Origin of the sequence: Nocardia beijingensis NBRC 16342 (assembly GCF_001612785.1) — a bacterium.
GTDB classification, from domain to species: domain Bacteria; phylum Actinomycetota; class Actinomycetes; order Mycobacteriales; family Mycobacteriaceae; genus Nocardia; species Nocardia beijingensis.
In genome coordinates, this window is sequence record NZ_BDBC01000038.1 from 1 (window position 1) to 16825 (window position 16825).

Here is a 16825-nt window from a genome sequence, read left to right on the forward strand (position 1 = left end):
GCACCCTCGCCACCGGCAGCTACGACCGCACGGTCCTTGTGTGGGACACGAGTACCCGGCAACCCATCGGCGATCCCATCACCGGCCATACCGGCGGCGTCTGGTCGGTGGCGTTCGGCCCCGACGGCCGCACCCTCGCGGTCGGTGACTCCGGCGGCGGAGTGCGGTTGTGGGACACCATGACTCGGCAACCCATCGGAGACGCCATGACCGGCCACGCCGGCAACGTCGTGGCGATGGCGTTCGGCCCGGACGGCCGCACCCTCGCCACGGGCGGCGACGACCGTACTGTGCGGCTGTGGGACACCACCATTCGGCAGTCCACCGGACATCCCCTTTCCGGCCACACCGCCTACGTCACGTCGGTGGCATTCAGTCCGGACGGCCGCACCCTCGCCACCAGCAGCTTCGACCACACGGTGCGATTGTGGGACACCACAACCCGCCGACCCATCGGAGATCCGCTCACCGGGCACGCCGACAGTGTGTGGTCGGTGGCGTTCAGTCCGGACGGCCGCACGCTCGCCAGCGGCGGTGAGAACGGCACGGTGCGGTTGTGGGATGCGACCACTCGCCGACCGGCCGGGAACCCGCTCACCGGCCACGTCCGCCGCGTTTGGTCGGTGGCGTTCGGTCCGGACGGCCGCACCCTCGCCAGTGGCGACGAGAACGGCACAGTGCGATTGTGGGACCTCACCACCCGGCAACCGATCGGAAACCCCCTTACCGGGCACGGGCTAAGTGTCCTGTCGGTGGCGTTCAGCCCGGACGGCCGCACCCTCGTCTCCGGCGGGGAGGACGGGACGGTGCGATTGTGGGATACCACTACCGGGCGCCTGATCGGGGAGCCCCGCATCGGCAACACCCGTGGCGTGAAATCGGTGGCACTGAGTTCCGATGGCAGCACTCTCGCCGCCGGCGGCTCCGACGGTACGGTGCGGTTGTGGGACAGTGCCAGCTCTCCGTCCGGTGACTCCCTGATCGGGCACACCGCCAGCGTCTGGTCGGTAGCGTTCAGTCCCGACAGCCACACCCTCGCCACCGGCAGTTACGACGGTACGGTGCGTTTGTGGGACATCGCCACCCGGCAACCGATAGGCGACCCGCTCAGCGGCCTCAACGGCGGCGTCCAAGCGGTGGCGTTCAGTCCAGACGGTCGAACCCTCGCCAGTGGCGGTACCGACGACGCGGTGCTGCTGTGGGATGTGCGCTTCACGACCGATGTCGTCGGGTATCTCTGCGACTGGGCGCGAGGAACGTTCACCTCGGAACGATGGGCGCAGTATGTCCCCGCCGGCACGACTCCTCGCCGACTCTGCCCGTGAGGCGCACTCGCAACGACATGCGGCATTGCGGTGAGATGGATCGCGTTCACCGCCATCTCCGCCCGACTGTCACACCATGTTTGCCGGGGTGAGCGTGAACAGGTGTTTTCGTCGGTGGGCTGAGGGTATGTCGGGGCGAGGTAGTGCTGTCCGTGTGGAGGCCGGTACTCGGCGAGTGAAAGGAGGGGTGCGGGGTGGGTGTTTCGACACTGAATCCGGCGCGTGCCGATGGACGCGCCGCTGGCGCTGCGGTCGAGTGGGATCTCGAGGTGGTGTCATTGGGGCAGCTGCGGGCTGCGGTGCGACGCCTGCTCACGCCGCTCGCCGGTGTCGTGGTCGAGGACACGGTGCAGGTGTGTGACGAGCTGGCCGCCAACGCTGTCGTGCATGCCCGCGCGCCGCGTGGTTGCCGGTTGACGGTGGCCGGCCACGGCGGCTGGTTGCGGGTGGAGGTCGACGATGCTTCGCACGTGCCGCCGCGGATCCGCCGACCGGATCACACCGGCGGGCGGGGGTTGATCCTGGTCGATGAGCTCGCCACCTGCTGGGGCGTGGACTACCACGGGCGCGGCAAGACGGTGTGGGCCGAACTCGGCACCCGCGGCCGCGGGTGATCGCGGTTCAGCTGTCGCGGTCCGGCGCGGATGACTCTTTCCGGGTGAGTTCGGCGTTGAGCTCGTTGGCTCGGGCGAGTTGGTCTTCCAGGACGATGATCCGGCACGCCGCCTCCAGCGGTGTGCCCGCATCGACCAGCGCGCGGACCCGCGCGGCGATCCGCAACTGCGACCGGGAGTAGCGGCGGTGCCCGCCTGGTGAGCGTTGCGGTGTCAGCAGTTCGGTGGCGTCGAGGCCGCGGAGGAAGGCGGGAGTGACGCCGAGGATTTCCGCGGCCCTGCCCATGCTGTAGGCGGGGTAGTCCTCGTCATCCAGCCGGTCGGCGGCGCTGGTGGGGTCGGTGGGGTCGTTCGGTTGCTGCACAACACCTCTGGGGTTCAACGTCGACAGGCCCCGGCGCGTGGTGCGCCGGGGCCCGGGATCGAGGGGGGTTTCACATCGATCCCGCTGGTCGGGCGGTAGCGCCGACCGCGGGAACCGCGCCCGGCAACAGCCCGGGACGCGGAATCTGGGAAGAGCTGTTCAGTAACCACCTCCTGGGGTCGCCGGACGTGTCTGCGGAGTTCGTCATCCCCTCCGGCGGTCCGGCCGACTGCACCGGATTCTCTTCTCCGCCGGAGGGGACGGTGGATCTTGCTTCCGGTGCAGTTCACCTGCCCGGCCAACCAGACATCTCATCTCCAACAACAGAGAAAGTACACCTCGTCTCCCAGAATGTCTACACCCTGCGATACACATTTTGCCGCTTAGCGGGTAGGGGTTTTCTATAGGCCCCGCCTCCGGTAAAGGTGGGTCATGCCGGACCATCTCCCGCTCTCGGGTCGATGAAGCCGCTCGCGATCGTGCCCAGCCGCGGCACCGCCGCGCGGCTGCTCACTCGCCACGGCAGGTCCGGGACACCGAGGGTCGCAGAAGCCCGCTGAAGTTGCCGCCACGGCTGAGCGCACTCGCGAACCGGGAACCTGCGGCCGTCCCATATCCGGTGTCCGGTGGCGCGCATTGAGCGAACAGCGTTCGACAATGCGCTGTGAGGTCGACCTACTGATCGACGAATGCGGCCATCCGGGCCCGAAACGCGGGTGGCGCGAACGTTTCCGCGTGGGCGCGGACGATGTGCGGGTCGTAGCGGGCGGTGTCGAAGTCGGCCATCGCCGCGGCCAAGCGGGTGACGACGTCCGGATCGGCGCCCGGAGCGATGTGTTCGCCGGTGGTGCCCGGTCGTATCGTGTCGAGCGCGCCGCCGGCGCCGATCGCGATCACCGGGGTTCCGCAGGCCATGGCTTCGACCGGGACGATGCCGAAGTCCTCCACGCCGGGCATGAGCAGGGCTCGGCAGCGTTGGTACATGTCCCGCAGGATGTCCGTGGAGGTGGCGCCGAGAAAAGTCGTCTCGGGTCCGGCAAGGGCTTCGAGCTGAGGCCGGAAACGACCTCCGCCCAGCACGACCAGCCGTACACCGGCGAGTTGCGCGGCTCGGATGGCGAGGTCGGCGCGTTTGTAGGGAACGAGGCGACCTGCGCAGAGAAAGAAGTCCTCCCGGGCACGGGTGGGATCGGGGGTGAAACGGTCGACATCGACGGGGGGATTGATCACGGTGGCGGTGAGGCCCCACCAGTCGCGGATCCGGTCGGCGACGGCGGTCGAGTTGGCGATCACCCGGGTCAGGCGCGGCGCGGCGCGCAGTTCGGTGCGGCGGGCCAGTGCGCCCAGGGCGCCGAGGGCGAACTGGCCGGCCCGTCCACCGGCTTCGCGGATACGGAACTCTCTATCCCAGGCCCATCGCGCGGGGCTGTGCACATAGGCGATCACGGGCGCGTCGGTGGCCAAGGCGGCCTGAGTGGCGAACGAGTGGTGGCTGACGACCACCGCGTCATAGCCCCGCAACGGCATACGACGCAGCGAACGGGGGACGAACGGCAGCAGCGGGGCGTGCCGACCTCGGGTCACCGCGTGGGCGCGGGAAAGCCAGGTGTCGTGGACATGCTGGACGGGCGCGCGGATTCCGTCCGGTGTGACGATCGGGGCGTAGATGTCCGCGCCGGGCCAGGTGCGGGCGAACTCGCCCACGACGGCTTCGGATCCGCCGAATTCGGTGAACCGTTCGTGGACGATGGCGATGCGGGGTGTGGTCATCGAGATGTGCTCGTTTCGATCAGCCGCGGTGCGGCGGTGCGGCGAATCGCGGGGGCGACCGGTCGTCCGCGCAGCAGTCCGTCGACGGTGCCGCGTTCGAGGGCGGTCCGGTACACCGCGGCCGCGGCCGCGCAAGCCGACAGGGTGGCGGCGATCGCGTCGTGGTCGTGGGCCGCCGAGGTGACGAAGGATTGCCCGAGTACTCCGCGTTGGAGCAGTTCTTGCAGGAACAAGGTGCGGAATGCCTGGCACGGGTTGCCGTGGGAATCGAGAGTTTCGAAGATCAGGCAGGAGGAGCGACCGCGGACCCGGAGGTGGTCGCCGATGCCGAGTCCGTCTGCCAGCGCGGTGAACCCGGTCGCCAGTGCGGCGCCGGCCGCTTCCATTCGGGCGATCGGATCGCCGGTCCGGTAGGCCGCGGCGACCGCGCGGAAGGCCGCCAGCCCGCTGGTTTCCGGGCCGTGCGTGGTGGACAGCAGAAACACGCGGTCGGCGTCGGTGCGCAGACCGCCCCGTTCCAGGTACTCCCGTCGTCCGGCGAGCGCCGATATGGGGAATCCGTTACCCATGGCCTTGCCCCAGCAGGACAGGTCGGGAGTCACGCCGTAGACGGACTGCGCGCCGCCTGCGGCCCAGCGGAATCCGGTGATCATCTCGTCGAACACCAGCAGGGTGCCGTGCCGATCGCACAGGGCGCGCACCGCTTCGAGATAGCCGGGCTCGGGTTCCGCGGTCGCGGTGGCCGCCTCCATGACGACCGCGGCCACGGTGTCGCCCGCCAGCACCGCGGCGAGGGCGTCGACGTCGTTGTAGGGAAACCGGACGGATTCGGCGCCGACCTGAGCGGGGATGCCCGCCGACATCGGTGTCGTCGCGATGAACCAGTCGTCGACCGAGAAGAACGGCTGTTCGCAGACGGCGATCCGCTGGCGACCGGACACGGCCCGGGCCAGCCGGACGGCGGCGGTGGTGGCATCGGAGCCGTTCTTGGCGAACTTGACCATGTCCGCACCGGGAACCAGGTCCAGGAAGTCCTCGGCGGCAAGCAATTCCAGCTCGGTCGGCCTGCTGAAGTTCACTCCGTCGGCGATCGTGGCCGTCACGGCGTCGAGTACCGGTGCGTAGGCGTGGCCGAGGGTGACCGAACGCAGTCCCATCCCGTACTCGACGTACTGGTTGCCGTCGGCATCCCAGACTCGGCATCCCTTGCCGCGCACCAATACCGGCGCCATCTGCTCGGGGTACTGGTCGGCTCCGCGGGCGTAGGTGTGCGCGCCGCCCGGCACCAGTTCGTGCAGCCGACGCTGCAGCGCGTTGCTGCGGGCGAACCCGTGGTGCGGTGGGAGGCCGGGGTGCGGAGTCATCTGGTGCTCCCTGTGCGGTGCGGGCAGGGTATTGGCGAGAAGCCGGGAAAGCGCAGCGATGCCGGTGAAGTGCCGGACCTGGACACGCTCCGGCGTCGAGGAGGTCGCGGGACCGGCCGGGGGTGTTGGGGTCGCGCGTCGGGGCGCGCTCGGTCGCCGAACTCACGGGACCGGTTCCTCATGGACCGGTGCGTCATCCGGCGGCAGCCGTTCCGGCCGGATGACTGTAGGCCCAGAGGTCGTGATCGCCGCGCGGGCCGAAGACATCGAGGTGCCCGCGCATCCGACCCTCCTCGGCGAACCCCACCGCGGCGACCGCGGCAGCGGCGGCCGGGTCGGATACCGGGATCGCGGTGGCGATGCGGAGGATTCCGAGCCGTTCGGTCGCATGACGCACCAGCAGGCGGAGCACGCGTGCGCGGAGTTCCGGGCGGGCCGAGGCATCGGTCCAGATGCTGAGCCGGACGTTGCGATCGAACATGTCCAGCCCGTGCAGCCGGACTTCCCCAGCGAAGCGGCCGTCGTCGAGGATCGTCAGCGTCAGCCCCGGCCGGGAACGCAGGCCGGTCCTGGCTTCGGCGAGTTCGGCCAGCCAGCGGCGCAGGGAATGCCGGCGCAGCCAGGCGGCGGGTGACATGTGCGGGTCACGGGCCAGCGTCGCACGATTGCGGATACGGGCCGCGCGGCGCTGCCGGAAGTCGGAGACACGGCGTGATCGCACCAGCACCTCGCCGCGGTCATCGGAGTCGGTGAGCGCGATGGCGGCGCTGCCCCGCAGCCACCGGAACACCCGCAGCACTCGGGATAGCTGATACCGCAGATACGCGACCGCGATGCTCACAAGGTGCGGGGCGGCAGAGGCGGCGGGCAGTTGCGTCGTCTGCGGGTGCGGGCGTTGCCGGGCCGGATGGACGGCGGGGAGCCCGCGGTCGGGCCGATCGGCGCTGGTCACCGCCCACAGCTCGTGGTCGCGGCGTGCGCCACCGGCATCGAAATAGGCGCGCATCCGGGCTTCGTACCGCAGGCCCGCCGCGGTCGCGATCTTGGCCGCGGCGATGTTGCCGGGCGCGATCGGTGCGCTGATTCGCATGAGGCCGAGGGTGTGGAATCCGAAGTGCGTGATCATGGTCAGGACGAGGGCGCCGATACCGCCGCCCGCGACGGCGGAACCGATCCAGATGCCGAGCTCGGCGCTGCCTGCCGACGCGTCGATCGAGGCCAGTTCGACCTGTCCGGCGAACCGGCCGGCCACCTCGATGACCATGCTCATCCGCCGCCCTGCGCGCGCGTCGGCCCGGTTGTCGAGGCATTCCCGCACCCAGTGGCGGGCGGTGTGACGGGCGGGCCAGTCCTGTTCCGAGCTGACCCAGTAGGGCTCGATGATCGCGCGGTCGCGGAGCCGGATCCGCCGCCACTCCGCGTAATCGTCGAAGCGCGGCGGCCGCAACCGCACCGCCGTCCCGAGGGGACCGGTGACGGCCTGCGGCGCTTCGATGCTGCGGTGCGTGCGTCGGCTCATCCGCCGGGACGCTTCCTGCCGAGCGCTACCGTGCCCAGCTTCCCGTCGTCGGAGACGGTGAGCCGCCAGTAGCCGCCGTCGGGCGCCTTGAGCACCGGACCGTTGTCGGCGTGCTCGCAGACCCAGGTCCCATCGGCGGCCACCGCGGCGCGGACAGCGCCGTCGCTGCTCTGTGCCTGGAACACGTCCGCGCCGTGCGGCCCCGCTTGGGACACCACGGTGCCGGTGAACCGCGGAGTGCGCATGCCCTTGCGGCCGATGACGGTCCAGCCCGCCGGAAACGCCTCGGCGGGAAGGTCGTCGGTGATCCCCGATATCAATCCGACCGCGGTGCCTTCCGGACAGCCGGCCGGATTCACGCGCACCGGGATGCCCGGCGGCTGCGACTCCGCGTCGAAGATCACGTTCGCCAGATACGGCTGTCGGCAGTAGTTCAGTTCGAGCCCGACCGAACGAGCCGCGACCTTCGCGTTGACCATGCCGAACTGCGCGGGCCCGCCGCGCCCGTTGTCGCCGACCGACACCGCGATGTCGGCTCCCTCGAACCACACGTTGGTCAGCCACCAGTCGTTGGAGGCGCCGTCGACCCGCAGGTGCCGGTCGGTGGTGAGCGGGTTCTGGTCGGAGACGAATTCGACGTTGGTGAGTGCCAGCCCGGCGTTGTGGTCGTTGCCCGTGCCGAGGACGCCGGTGTGATTACTGGTGAACTTCGAGGAGGTGACGTAATTCTGGATACAGGATGTGGTCAGCCCGATCCCGAAATTGTTGATGTCGCAGTTGATGAACGCGGTGCCGCCGGTGTTGTCGCGCAACACGACGCCGCGCTGGGACAGGTACCGCGGATGGTTGTCGCTGAGGTGGTTGCCGCGCAATACCACCGCGTCGAAGGAGCAGCGGAAGCACTCCGACAGCTCGACCGCCGTCGAGCCGGGACCGGTGGTGTAGATGCCGAGCCGGGCGAAACGGACCCGGCTGCGCTTGCGCAGCCGCACCAGAGTGCCGTCGCCCGCGTAGACGATCGTGGTGACGTCGGCGCCGTCGCCGAGAATCGTGGCGTAGTCCGGCAGATCGGGCATCGACTCGACTCGGTAGTGCCCGGCGGGCACGTAGAGCACCAGCGGGCCATCCGGGTCCTTCGCCACGGCCGCGGCAAAAGCCTTGGTGTCGTCGGCGATGCCGTCTCCGACGGCTCCGAAGTCTCGGACGTTGCGCGCCGCAGGCGCATCGGTGGTGGGGGACCGGAACTGCGGGTCGTCCGACTCGGCTGTGGTGCAGGCGGCTGCGATCGGAAGTACCGCCGCCGCACCGAGAGTCGCGGCGAGCAAGCGGCGCCGCCGGAGAATGTCGTCGCTCATACCCTCAACCATCCCATCAGTCGGTCTGCCGTCGATCCGGGCGTGCGGCAGCCGACCACGCCGGTCGGCCCGGACGTGCCGAACGCGGTCAAGGCGGTACGCAGCTGCGGTTCGGTGAGTCTGCCGAGATCGGCGACGCCGAGGATGGCATCGGACAACGGGGCCACGGCGACCGCGTCGGCGGCATGACCGACCGGTGCGGTCTCGATGACCACGCGGTAGTAGCGCTCGCGCAGATCGGCGATGAGATGGGCGAAGTGTTCCGAGGCGATCAGGTCGGAGGTGTCCGGCTCGATGTGCCCGATCGGCAGCACCGCGACCCCGGTCCCGCCCCAGTCCTCGGTGATCGCCCGGTCCAGCGGTACACCGCCGCGCAGCAGCGTCGTGAGGCCAGGACCGGGCACCGTGCCCGAGCTTCCGTCGCCGGAGGTGTCGGCGTCGACGAGGATCACCGGATGACCGGCATCGGCGAAGGCCAGCGCCAGGGTGTTCGCCACCTTCGATTGTGATCGGTCGGTGAGGCTGGTGCATTCGATGATCTGGGCGCCCCGCAAGTGATTGCGCAGCCGCCGGGCCGCCTCGGAGGTGGATTCTCCGTGGTCGAAGGCGGCGACCACCGGGACCGGCGCGACCTCGGCGAGGTCGCCACTGGTGCGAATACGCCGGTCGGTGCGTTCCCGCAGGCACGCGGCCGCGAAGCCGAGCAGCAGTCCACCGAACAAGCCCATGGCGACGAACCGGCTCGTGCCGGGGCCTGACGGAGCGGCCGGGAGCCGGGCACGGTCGACGACCGAGACGCGGGCGGCGGGAGCGGCGCCTGATTCGATGGATTCGAGACTGTCGACCAGAGCACGGAATTGGGCGACTGTGGCGTCGGTGAGATCGCGCGCCCGCTGCGCGGTGGGCGCGGAGACCGCGATCTCCAGGATCGTGCTGGCGGGCGGCGACGAGGCGGTGATCCGGCCGCGGAACTCGTCCGGCGATTCCGTCAGCCCTTGGTCGTGGACGACCCGCTCGGCGACCGCGGCGCTGGTGGCCAGTTCGAGATAGGACCGCACGCGCTGCTGGGCCGCCAGGCCGCCCTGGTAGGAGTCGTTGACCGAGGTACCGGTGGCCATCGAGACGTACATGGTGCTGCTGGCGACGTAGGTCACGGCGCGGGAGGAGGCGTACCAGACGCCGATCACCGTGACGGTCAGCGCGATCGCGGCGATCAGCACCCACCGCCGTCGAACGATGTGCCAGATATCGATCAAACCCATGAACTGCGACCTCATGTCTTCGTAACTGCTGAAGCGTGCGCCGGTGCCGGGAGCGGCGTCGGACGGCGGCGGAATTCCGTGACGATCAGATGGACGAACCAGGCGAGCACGGCCGACTGGGCGAACTTGCCGAGATTCTCGAAACTTCCGAGAATCCCGCGTTCGAACAGCGTGGAGGCGCCGGTGATCGCGAGCCCGAGCACGAGAACCGGGAAGTACCGCGAATACAGCGAGCGCTCCCAAGCGAGCAACAGCCCGAAGGTGAACACGACGGCGACGAGCACGCCGACCCCGCCGCCGAGCACATAGCCTTCGTTCACGTTGCCCTCCGCGAGGGACACCGACACGGTGCTCATATCCACCGACGCGCCACGCACGTCGTTCGCCCATGCCGTACCGGACTGGAGCTTCTCGGCGCCGAGCACCTGCGCAGGGATCAGGCTCAGGCTCGCGTGGTGGAGAACCTCGCCGGGCGACAGCCAGCCCCCCGGTCCGACGAAGTAGGCGTCGGTGGCGGCTTCGAGCAGGTCGAAGCGCCGCAGGATACTCAGGAACGGCCGGACATTGTCCGGGTAGCGGGAGTCGACGACGGTGGCGTCGAGCGCGGCCGTGCCGGAGTTCTTGAACGACTGCAACCAGCCGAACCCGGCGACGCCGAGGACGCCGATCAACGCCACGCCGATCGTGGTGCGCCGGTTCCAGCCGAGCATCGAGAACCGCACGGCCAGCGCGAGTGCGGCGGCGAGGATCGGCGTCTTGGACTGCACGGCCGACGACCAGTACAGTTCGCCCGCGAACAGCGCGCCGAGCACCAGCGCCGTGGTCTGCGGCCGGGCCGGCCGGAGGAAGACGATCATCCCGAGCGCCGCGATACCCGCGAACGTGGCGACGAAGCTGAGCAGGGGATTGCCGCTGCTGACCTCACCGGCCGCGCCCAGCGATCCGGTGGCCACCGATGCCGCCCGCCCCAGCAGCCCGAGCGCGTAGAGCACGATCAGCGTCGGCATCACGCCGGGATCCGCGACCGCGGCCGGGACCGCGCTCGGGGGGTGCCGCCGCCGCCAGAGCGCGTAACCGATCACCAGCAGCGCGTAACACCACAAGCCGAACACCACGTGGTCGAGCACCAGACCGATTCCGCGGTCGTACCCCAGTCCGGCCAGCCGGGGGTCGGAGATGTTGTCGCCGTAATGCGGGTCGGGCAGCACCGCGAGCAACACCAGCGGCCGCGCCACGTAGGACAGCGACCAGAACAGGGCTTGCGCGATGAAGAACACGCGGGCGATGCCGGGGACCCACAGCGCGGCCGCCGCAACCGTGACCAGAGCGGCCGCGACAGCGGCTATTTCGGTGTAGGCGTTCAGTTCGCGACCTCCGCGGCCAGGTCGACGATCTGCCGGGCGCGATCCACGTAACGATGCCCCCCGGCGGTGATCCGCCGGTGCCCGGCCGCCGCGACCTCGGCCGCCCGCTCCGGGTGGGCGGCAACCCAATCGAGAATCGAGACCAGTTCGTCGGTACCGTCGAACAGGAAGCACTCGACGGTGTCGCGTAACAGCTCGGCGTGCTCGCCGGTGCGTTCACCCACGAACAGTCCACCGGCCGCGGGCACCTCGAAGGTACGGCAGGTGTGGGTGTCGCGGTTGCCGGAGTTCAGCAGCACCAGATTGGCTGTGACCTCGGCGACCGCCGCCGAGTATCCGGAACCGTACACCGCGCCGCCGACGACGGCCCGGGTGGCGCGCAGCTCAGGAACCCGGCGCCAGCCGGGGCCGCGGATCAGCAGGCGCGGTCCGTAGCGGCGTGCCAGGGACACCAGTTCGGCACGTCGGTCGGGTCGGCACACTCCGATGAAACCGGCCAGATAGTCACCGGTGCCTCGGCGCGCCGCCGGATGATGCCAGGCCGGGTCGTAAGCGCTGAGCACGAAGCCCGCGGCCCGGGCGCCACGCGCCAGCAACTCCGGCACGTTGTGCTGTTTGGTGGTGACGACGAGGTCCCAGCCGGGTTCGGCGGCGAGGTAGGCATCGGTCAGGTTCTCGGGATTGGACACGTCGTCCGGGCTGTAGTGCACATGCGATGCGGCGGGCACGTCGAGCAGTCGCTGCTGGTCCAGATGGATCCCTTTGAACACGAACAGCATGTCGGGCCGGAACACGGCGGCGTTTCGTTCGATCCGGGCGTGTACCCGTTCGACCGTGCGCGGGTCGCGTCGACCGGTCGCCTTCGCGTACACCCACGGCGGCGACAGCCTGGCCGGAAGGGTCACCGGTGTGGAGTCGACCACGAGCACGTCGTGGCCGGCCTGACGAAAGCCGTCGGCCAGCGAACGCGCGTTGCTGCCGAGCCAGTCGTCGCCGACGAACAGGATTCTCATGGTCGGATGTCCTTCCAGGGCACGATCGGCAGCGGCACGGTGTCGGCTTCGGCCCGGTCGCGGCGGGTCAGGAAGCGCACCCGCAACAGATGCCAGCTGGCGACGGTCATTTCGGCCACCAGCAGGCCGTAGACCAGGGTGTGCACCGAGCGGGTCCGGATGGTCAGCACCAGGGCGCCCGCGGCGACGAGCGTCCCCAGCAGGGCGCCGATCAGGACACCGGTGGTGTCCTGGCGCACCGGCAGGATGGCCGTGGTGATGAAGGAGGTGACCGTCGTGGCGGGCAGGATCAGCACCTCGATCCGCAACAGGCCGGTGGACGCGGCGAACTCGGTACCGAAGATCAGCCGGATCAGCAGCGGCGCGGCCAGCCAGATGCCCACCGAAGCGAGTGCGGCGACGGCGACGGTCACCGCAAGCGCTTGCAGGCTGTGCCGCCAGAACCCGTGATCGTCGCCGCGCCGGGCCATCCGTGGCAGCAGCGCGAAGCCGATGGCGTCGAGCAGTGATTGGACCGCGCGCACCAGGCGGTCGCCTGCCGAATACAGCCCCAGCGAGATGGCGTCGAGCACGGTGGAATACAGCGTCGCCGCGCCCTGACCGTAGCCGGTGACCAGCAACCGGGAGACGAACACCGGCACGCTGCGGCGCAGCACGACGCCGTAGTAGCGGGGACGAGCAGGCGACCCGTACCGGCGCCAGGCGTCCCACCAGGTCAATGCCACGGTCGGCACGGAGGACAACAGCAGGCACAGCAGGGCGATGTGCGAGTTCGGCAGCTGCGGAAGCAAGCCGACCAGCAGCCCGAGATAGCACAGCCGGCCGATGCTCTGATAAGCGGTGGAGGTGCCGAATCGCCCCTCACCGATCAGCAGCCAGTCCTCCGACAGGGACCAGAAGCCACCGGCGAACAGCCCGAGCAGCACCATCTGCCCGGCTTCCGGCACGCGCACGGCCACGGCGACGGCGAGCGCGACACCGAACACCGTCGCGGTGGTGAGCCGAATGGCCAGATAGTCGCCGCGCAGCTGGTTGATCTCCCGCAAGCGAGTCTTTCTGCGCGCGTTGATCTCCGGCACGCGGGCGGACAGGAACTGCGTGACGCCCAGATCCACGACGAGCGAGCCGATGAAGTAGGCCGACATGCCGATGGCGAGCAGGCCGAGGCCGTTGGCGCCGAGCACCCTGGCGATCAGCGGCACGGTCACGACCGTGACGATGTACTGACCGTATCTGCCGAAACTCACCATGGCGATGTCGCCGAGCACCTCGAACCGGCTCGGCTTGCTGTGCGCGCCACCGCCTCCCGGCCCGCGCGCCCCGTCGGCGCGACGGTGCACGCCGGGGCGCCGGGGCAGCTCGACCCGGGGAAAGACGTCGGTGGTGAGTGTGGCCAGGTAATCGGGTTCGGTCACGGCGGCGCCACCTCGTCGAGGAAGCGGGTGACCACCCGCGCCGTGGCGCGGAGGTCGAAGTCGCGCGCGCGGTCGGCGCCCGCGGCGGCGATCCGGGCGCGTGCGGCCGGATCGCCCAGCAGTTCGGTGAGAGCCGCGGTGAGCGCGGCCGCGTCACCCGCAGGCACCAAACGACCGGTACGCCCGTCATCGATGATCTCGGCCGGGCCGCCGGGCACCGTCGCGATCACCGCACAGCCCGCGGCCATACCCTCCACGACGACCTGCCCGAACGGCTCGGGCAGTACCGAGCAGTGCACGAGCACGTCGGCCTGGGCGAGATACCGGTCGGGGTCGTCGACGTGACCGGTGAAGGTCACGGCCAGGCCGAGTTCGTCGGCGAGTCGCTCCAGGTACTGCCGGAACGGCTGTTCGTCGAAGAACGTCCCGCCGACGAGATACACCGCGGCAGGCCGGGTCGGCACCGCCGCCAGGGCCCGCAGGAACACGTCCTGGCCTTTCCAGGGGCTCAGCCGTCCCACGACGACCACGACCGCCTCGGCGGCCGCGCGGGCGCGCGGCGGCGGCGGTGCGGCGGGCAGGGCGACGCCCGGATAGGCGACGACCGCAGGGATACGTGCGGGCAGCGTGTCCCGGGTGCCGTGACTGTTGGCCAGCAGTCCCCGGCACACCAGGGCGGCCAGCAGGCGGATGGTGATCGCCGGGAGCAAGCCGAAGTAGTCCCGCGACACTCGGTCGTGGACCTGCCAGACGAGCGGCACCCGCGCGCGGCGGGCCGCGACCGCCCCCAGCACCAGGGCTTTGCTGCTTTCCGCGACCAATACCCGAGCGCGCAGTTCGCGGACCGTGCCTCCGGCCGTCCAGCCCAGCCGCAGCAGCGCGAGAAACCCGGTGATCAGCCGCAACGGGCCGGATGCCGTGGTCATCGCCCGGCTGTCGAATCGGCCTGTGACGATACGGGTTTCGATCCCAGCGGCGCGGGCGCGAGCCGTCACGGGGCCGTCCTCGGTGCACACCAGCGCCACTGCGGTGCCCTGCGTCCGCAGTGTGCGCAGCAGCCGCAGGGTGGCCAGTTCGGCTCCGGAGGGCGCGGCGGTGTGGCCGAGGAAGACCGCGGGTCCACTCATGCGAACTCCCGATAGAGCGCCGCGTGCCGCCGTGCGGCGACCTGCCAGCTGAAAGTCTCCGCGTGGGCGCGGCATTGGGCCGGTGTGGGCCGAGCGCCCGCGATCGCCGCGCTGATCCGGGCCGCGAGCGCGGTGGGATCGCCGGGCGGCACGATCAGCGACGGATCCAGGCCCTGCACGGCGTCGGGCAAACCACCGCACCGGGTGACCACCGGCGCTCGGCCCGCGGCGAGCGACTCGAGGGCGATCAAGCCGAATCCCTCCAGGGCTATGGTCGGCACCACGGTGAGCGCGGCGGAGGTGTAGCGGGCGGCCAGCTCGTGGTCGGGAATCCGGCCGGTGAACTCGACGCTGCCGTCGAGCCCATTCTCGGTGGCCGCGCGCCGGAGATCCGCTTCCGCGCTGCCGGTTCCGACGATGACCAGACGAGCATCCGGGTGCTCGGCGAGCACCCCGGGCCAAGCGCGCAGCAACACATCGATCCCCATCCGGCGCTCCAGCCGCCGCACACAGAGCACGACCGGCGCGGACGCGGGAACCGGGGCAGCTCGGAACCGGGTGAGATCGACCCCGGGCGCGATCACCTCGATGCGATCCGGCGCGATGCGGTAATCGTCGCACAGCACGTCGCGGAAGTGTTCTGAAAGCACCACGAAACGATCCGCGCAAACGTACCGCATACGTTCGATGAGGTATTTGGCGAAGGCCGCGACGGGATGCTGCCCGTGCATTCGGCTTTCCGCCGCCCACGGGCCGTGGAAATGCACGACGAGCGGTAACCGGCGACCACGCCGGTCCCGGGCGGCCGGGCCGTAGAGGCAGAAGTGGCGATCGACGACCGTGCCGTGATCCAACGCGTCGCGAGCGCAGAACGCGGTGCGCGCGCGGCCCGCTGTCGACCCGCCGACCGGCCCCCAGGATCGGGCCCCGGCATGCGTCCGGTCGGGCAGGCCGAATGCGGCGGCCGACACCGAAATCCCTGGCACATCCAGTAAAGCGCCGTGCAGGTCCGTGAAGTATCGGCCCAGGCCGCCGGGTGCGGCGCCGAACCATTCCGATCCGGTCATGTGCACCTTCACCGCGCCGGAAGCACTCGTCACGACCCGATCTCCTCGTCCCGTTCGCCGCACCGTGAAGTCGTCTGCCGAACTCGTTCACGACCGCAAAGAGCAAGATCACGCATCGGATTCATCCCGGTCGCGCAGATGTGCGGAAACCGATTTCCAGCACTGGGAATTCCGCACCCGGATGCCAACTCGCGGCGAAATGTGGCATAGTTCCGGCAATTACGAGGCAATGTCCGATCACGATTCTGACAAAGGGGCAGTTGGGAATGCGGAAGCTGTCGGTGTGCGTGCCGGCCTACAACGCGGAGAGAACTCTGTCCGCGACCCTGGACTCGGTGCTGGCCCAAGATCTCGATTTCGAACTCGTGATCCTCGACAACGCGAGCACCGACCGCACCGGTGACATCGCGCGAGCGCGGCGCGACCCGCGCGTGCGTGTGCTGCGCAACGATCGGGTCCTGCCGATCGGCGCCAATTGGGACCGTGCGATCCGGGAGTCCACGGGGGACCTCGTGAAGGTGGTCTGCGCCGACGACATCCTGCGTCCCGGCGCACTCGCCGCGCAGTCGGCGGAGTTCGACGACAAGGCGGTCGCGTTGTGCGCGGGCAGGTTCGACGTGATCGACGAGTCCGGCGACCTCCTCGAGACGGGACTGGGGCTGCCGCAGCTGGTCGGCAGGCACGGCAGCCGCCAACTGGCCCGGGTGATCGTGCGTCGCGGGCCGGCCGACTTCGGCCCCACCGCGGCTGCCATGTTCCGGCGCACCGACTACGACGCCGTCGGCGGATTGCGCGGCGACCTGGTGTTCCCGATGGATGTGGACCTGTTCGCCCGCGTCGGCAGCCGCGGCGCTTTCGTCGGGCTCGGCGACATCGTGGCCGCGTGGCGGAACTCCTCGTTCAACCTGTGCAGTCGCACGTCGACCCGGAGCAAGCTCACCGAGCAGCTGCGATTCCATCATCGCCTGGGCGCCGATCACCCGGACCTGGTACGTCCGGCCGACGTGGTGGCTGGTGATCTGCGTCTGGTCCGGGCGCTGGGGACGCGGCTGCGGGTGCGCGCGCGGGGCATGGTCGGCCGCTGAGCACGATCGCGGTTGCTTCTTTCCGACAGCGTCCACCGTCGAACTCGTGCCGCCGCACGCCGGAAAGACAGCCACGACCACCGGTGCGGTGACCGGATCGGCCGGCGAGCGCGGCCGGAGTCGGCGCGTCCGAGGGGTGGTATTCATGGGTACGGCTGTCCTTCGCGTGTCAACTGCTGGC

General features: G+C 70.0%; 14 protein-coding genes. 3 read left to right on the forward strand and 11 right to left on the reverse strand.

What is annotated here, in order from left to right; all coding sequences use genetic code 11:
* Together NB3_RS21510 and NB3_RS21515 are read left to right on the forward strand one after the other, a co-directional pair.
* Window positions 1-1325 (forward strand): WD40 repeat domain-containing protein (locus NB3_RS21510; protein WP_067806356.1); only part of this gene is annotated, 1325 nt, incomplete at its 5' end.
* Window positions 1326-1519: 194 nt separating this feature from the next.
* The gene (locus NB3_RS21515) at window positions 1520-1939 is read left to right on the forward strand and encodes an ATP-binding protein (RefSeq protein ID WP_084823548.1); all 420 of its coding nucleotides are present in this window, start codon (window positions 1520-1522) and stop codon (window positions 1937-1939) included.
* Between the two features lie 7 nt (window positions 1940-1946).
* Here NB3_RS21515 and NB3_RS21520 read toward each other — a convergent pair whose 3' ends face one another.
* From NB3_RS21520 to NB3_RS21570, 11 genes are all read right to left on the reverse strand, one after another.
* Window positions 1947-2303, reverse strand: a complete 357-nt coding sequence (locus NB3_RS21520) for a MerR family transcriptional regulator (protein WP_244892015.1) — start codon at window positions 2301-2303, stop codon at window positions 1947-1949.
* A gap of 675 nt (window positions 2304-2978) precedes the next feature.
* On the reverse strand, window positions 2979-4073 hold the full coding sequence (locus NB3_RS21525; protein ID WP_067806359.1) for a glycosyltransferase: 1095 nt from the start codon (window positions 4071-4073) through the stop codon (window positions 2979-2981).
* Window positions 4070-5437 carry a glutamate-1-semialdehyde 2,1-aminomutase gene (locus NB3_RS21530; protein WP_067806361.1) on the reverse strand — a complete coding sequence of 456 codons (1368 nt, stop codon included), beginning with the start codon at window positions 5435-5437 and terminating at the stop codon, window positions 4070-4072. Before NB3_RS21530 ends, NB3_RS21525 begins: the two co-directional genes overlap by 4 nt.
* Before the next feature lie 193 nt (window positions 5438-5630).
* The gene (locus tag NB3_RS21535; protein WP_067806364.1) at window positions 5631-6956 is read right to left on the reverse strand and encodes a GNAT family N-acetyltransferase; all 1326 of its coding nucleotides are present in this window, start codon (window positions 6954-6956) and stop codon (window positions 5631-5633) included.
* Window positions 6953-8311: a glycosyl hydrolase family 28-related protein gene (locus NB3_RS21540; RefSeq protein WP_067806365.1), complete on the reverse strand. Its 1359-nt coding sequence runs from the start codon at window positions 8309-8311 to the stop codon at window positions 6953-6955. Before NB3_RS21540 ends, NB3_RS21535 begins: the two co-directional genes overlap by 4 nt.
* Entirely contained in the window at window positions 8308-9573 is a 1266-nt protein-coding gene (locus NB3_RS21545) for a Wzz/FepE/Etk N-terminal domain-containing protein (RefSeq protein WP_067806498.1), read from the reverse strand. Before NB3_RS21545 ends, NB3_RS21540 begins: the two co-directional genes overlap by 4 nt.
* A gap of 11 nt (window positions 9574-9584) precedes the next feature.
* Window positions 9585-10850: a hypothetical protein gene (locus NB3_RS21550; protein ID WP_244892016.1), complete on the reverse strand. Its 1266-nt coding sequence runs from the start codon at window positions 10848-10850 to the stop codon at window positions 9585-9587.
* 83 nt (window positions 10851-10933) lie between these two features.
* Complete coding sequence (locus NB3_RS21555) at window positions 10934-11950, reverse strand: CgeB family protein (RefSeq protein ID WP_067806367.1); 1017 nt, start codon at window positions 11948-11950, stop codon at window positions 10934-10936.
* Window positions 11947-13200 carry a lipopolysaccharide biosynthesis protein gene (locus NB3_RS21560; RefSeq protein ID WP_067806502.1) on the reverse strand — a complete coding sequence of 418 codons (1254 nt, stop codon included), beginning with the start codon at window positions 13198-13200 and terminating at the stop codon, window positions 11947-11949. The genes NB3_RS21555 and NB3_RS21560 overlap by 4 nt, the downstream gene beginning before the upstream one ends.
* A gap of 161 nt (window positions 13201-13361) precedes the next feature.
* Window positions 13362-14492: a glycosyltransferase family 1 protein gene (locus tag NB3_RS21565; protein WP_067806373.1), complete on the reverse strand. Its 1131-nt coding sequence runs from the start codon at window positions 14490-14492 to the stop codon at window positions 13362-13364.
* A complete protein-coding gene (locus NB3_RS21570; protein ID WP_067806505.1) occupies window positions 14489-15559 on the reverse strand; it encodes a glycosyltransferase family 4 protein in 1071 nt (356 codons plus the stop codon). The genes NB3_RS21565 and NB3_RS21570 overlap by 4 nt, the downstream gene beginning before the upstream one ends.
* Before the next feature lie 266 nt (window positions 15560-15825).
* On the opposite strand from NB3_RS21570, the gene NB3_RS21575 reads away from it, so the two are divergent.
* Window positions 15826-16644 (forward strand): glycosyltransferase family 2 protein, encoded by an 819-nt coding sequence (locus NB3_RS21575; RefSeq protein ID WP_067806375.1) that lies wholly within the window; start codon window positions 15826-15828, stop codon window positions 16642-16644.
* The last annotated feature ends 181 nt before the right edge of the window (window positions 16645-16825 follow it).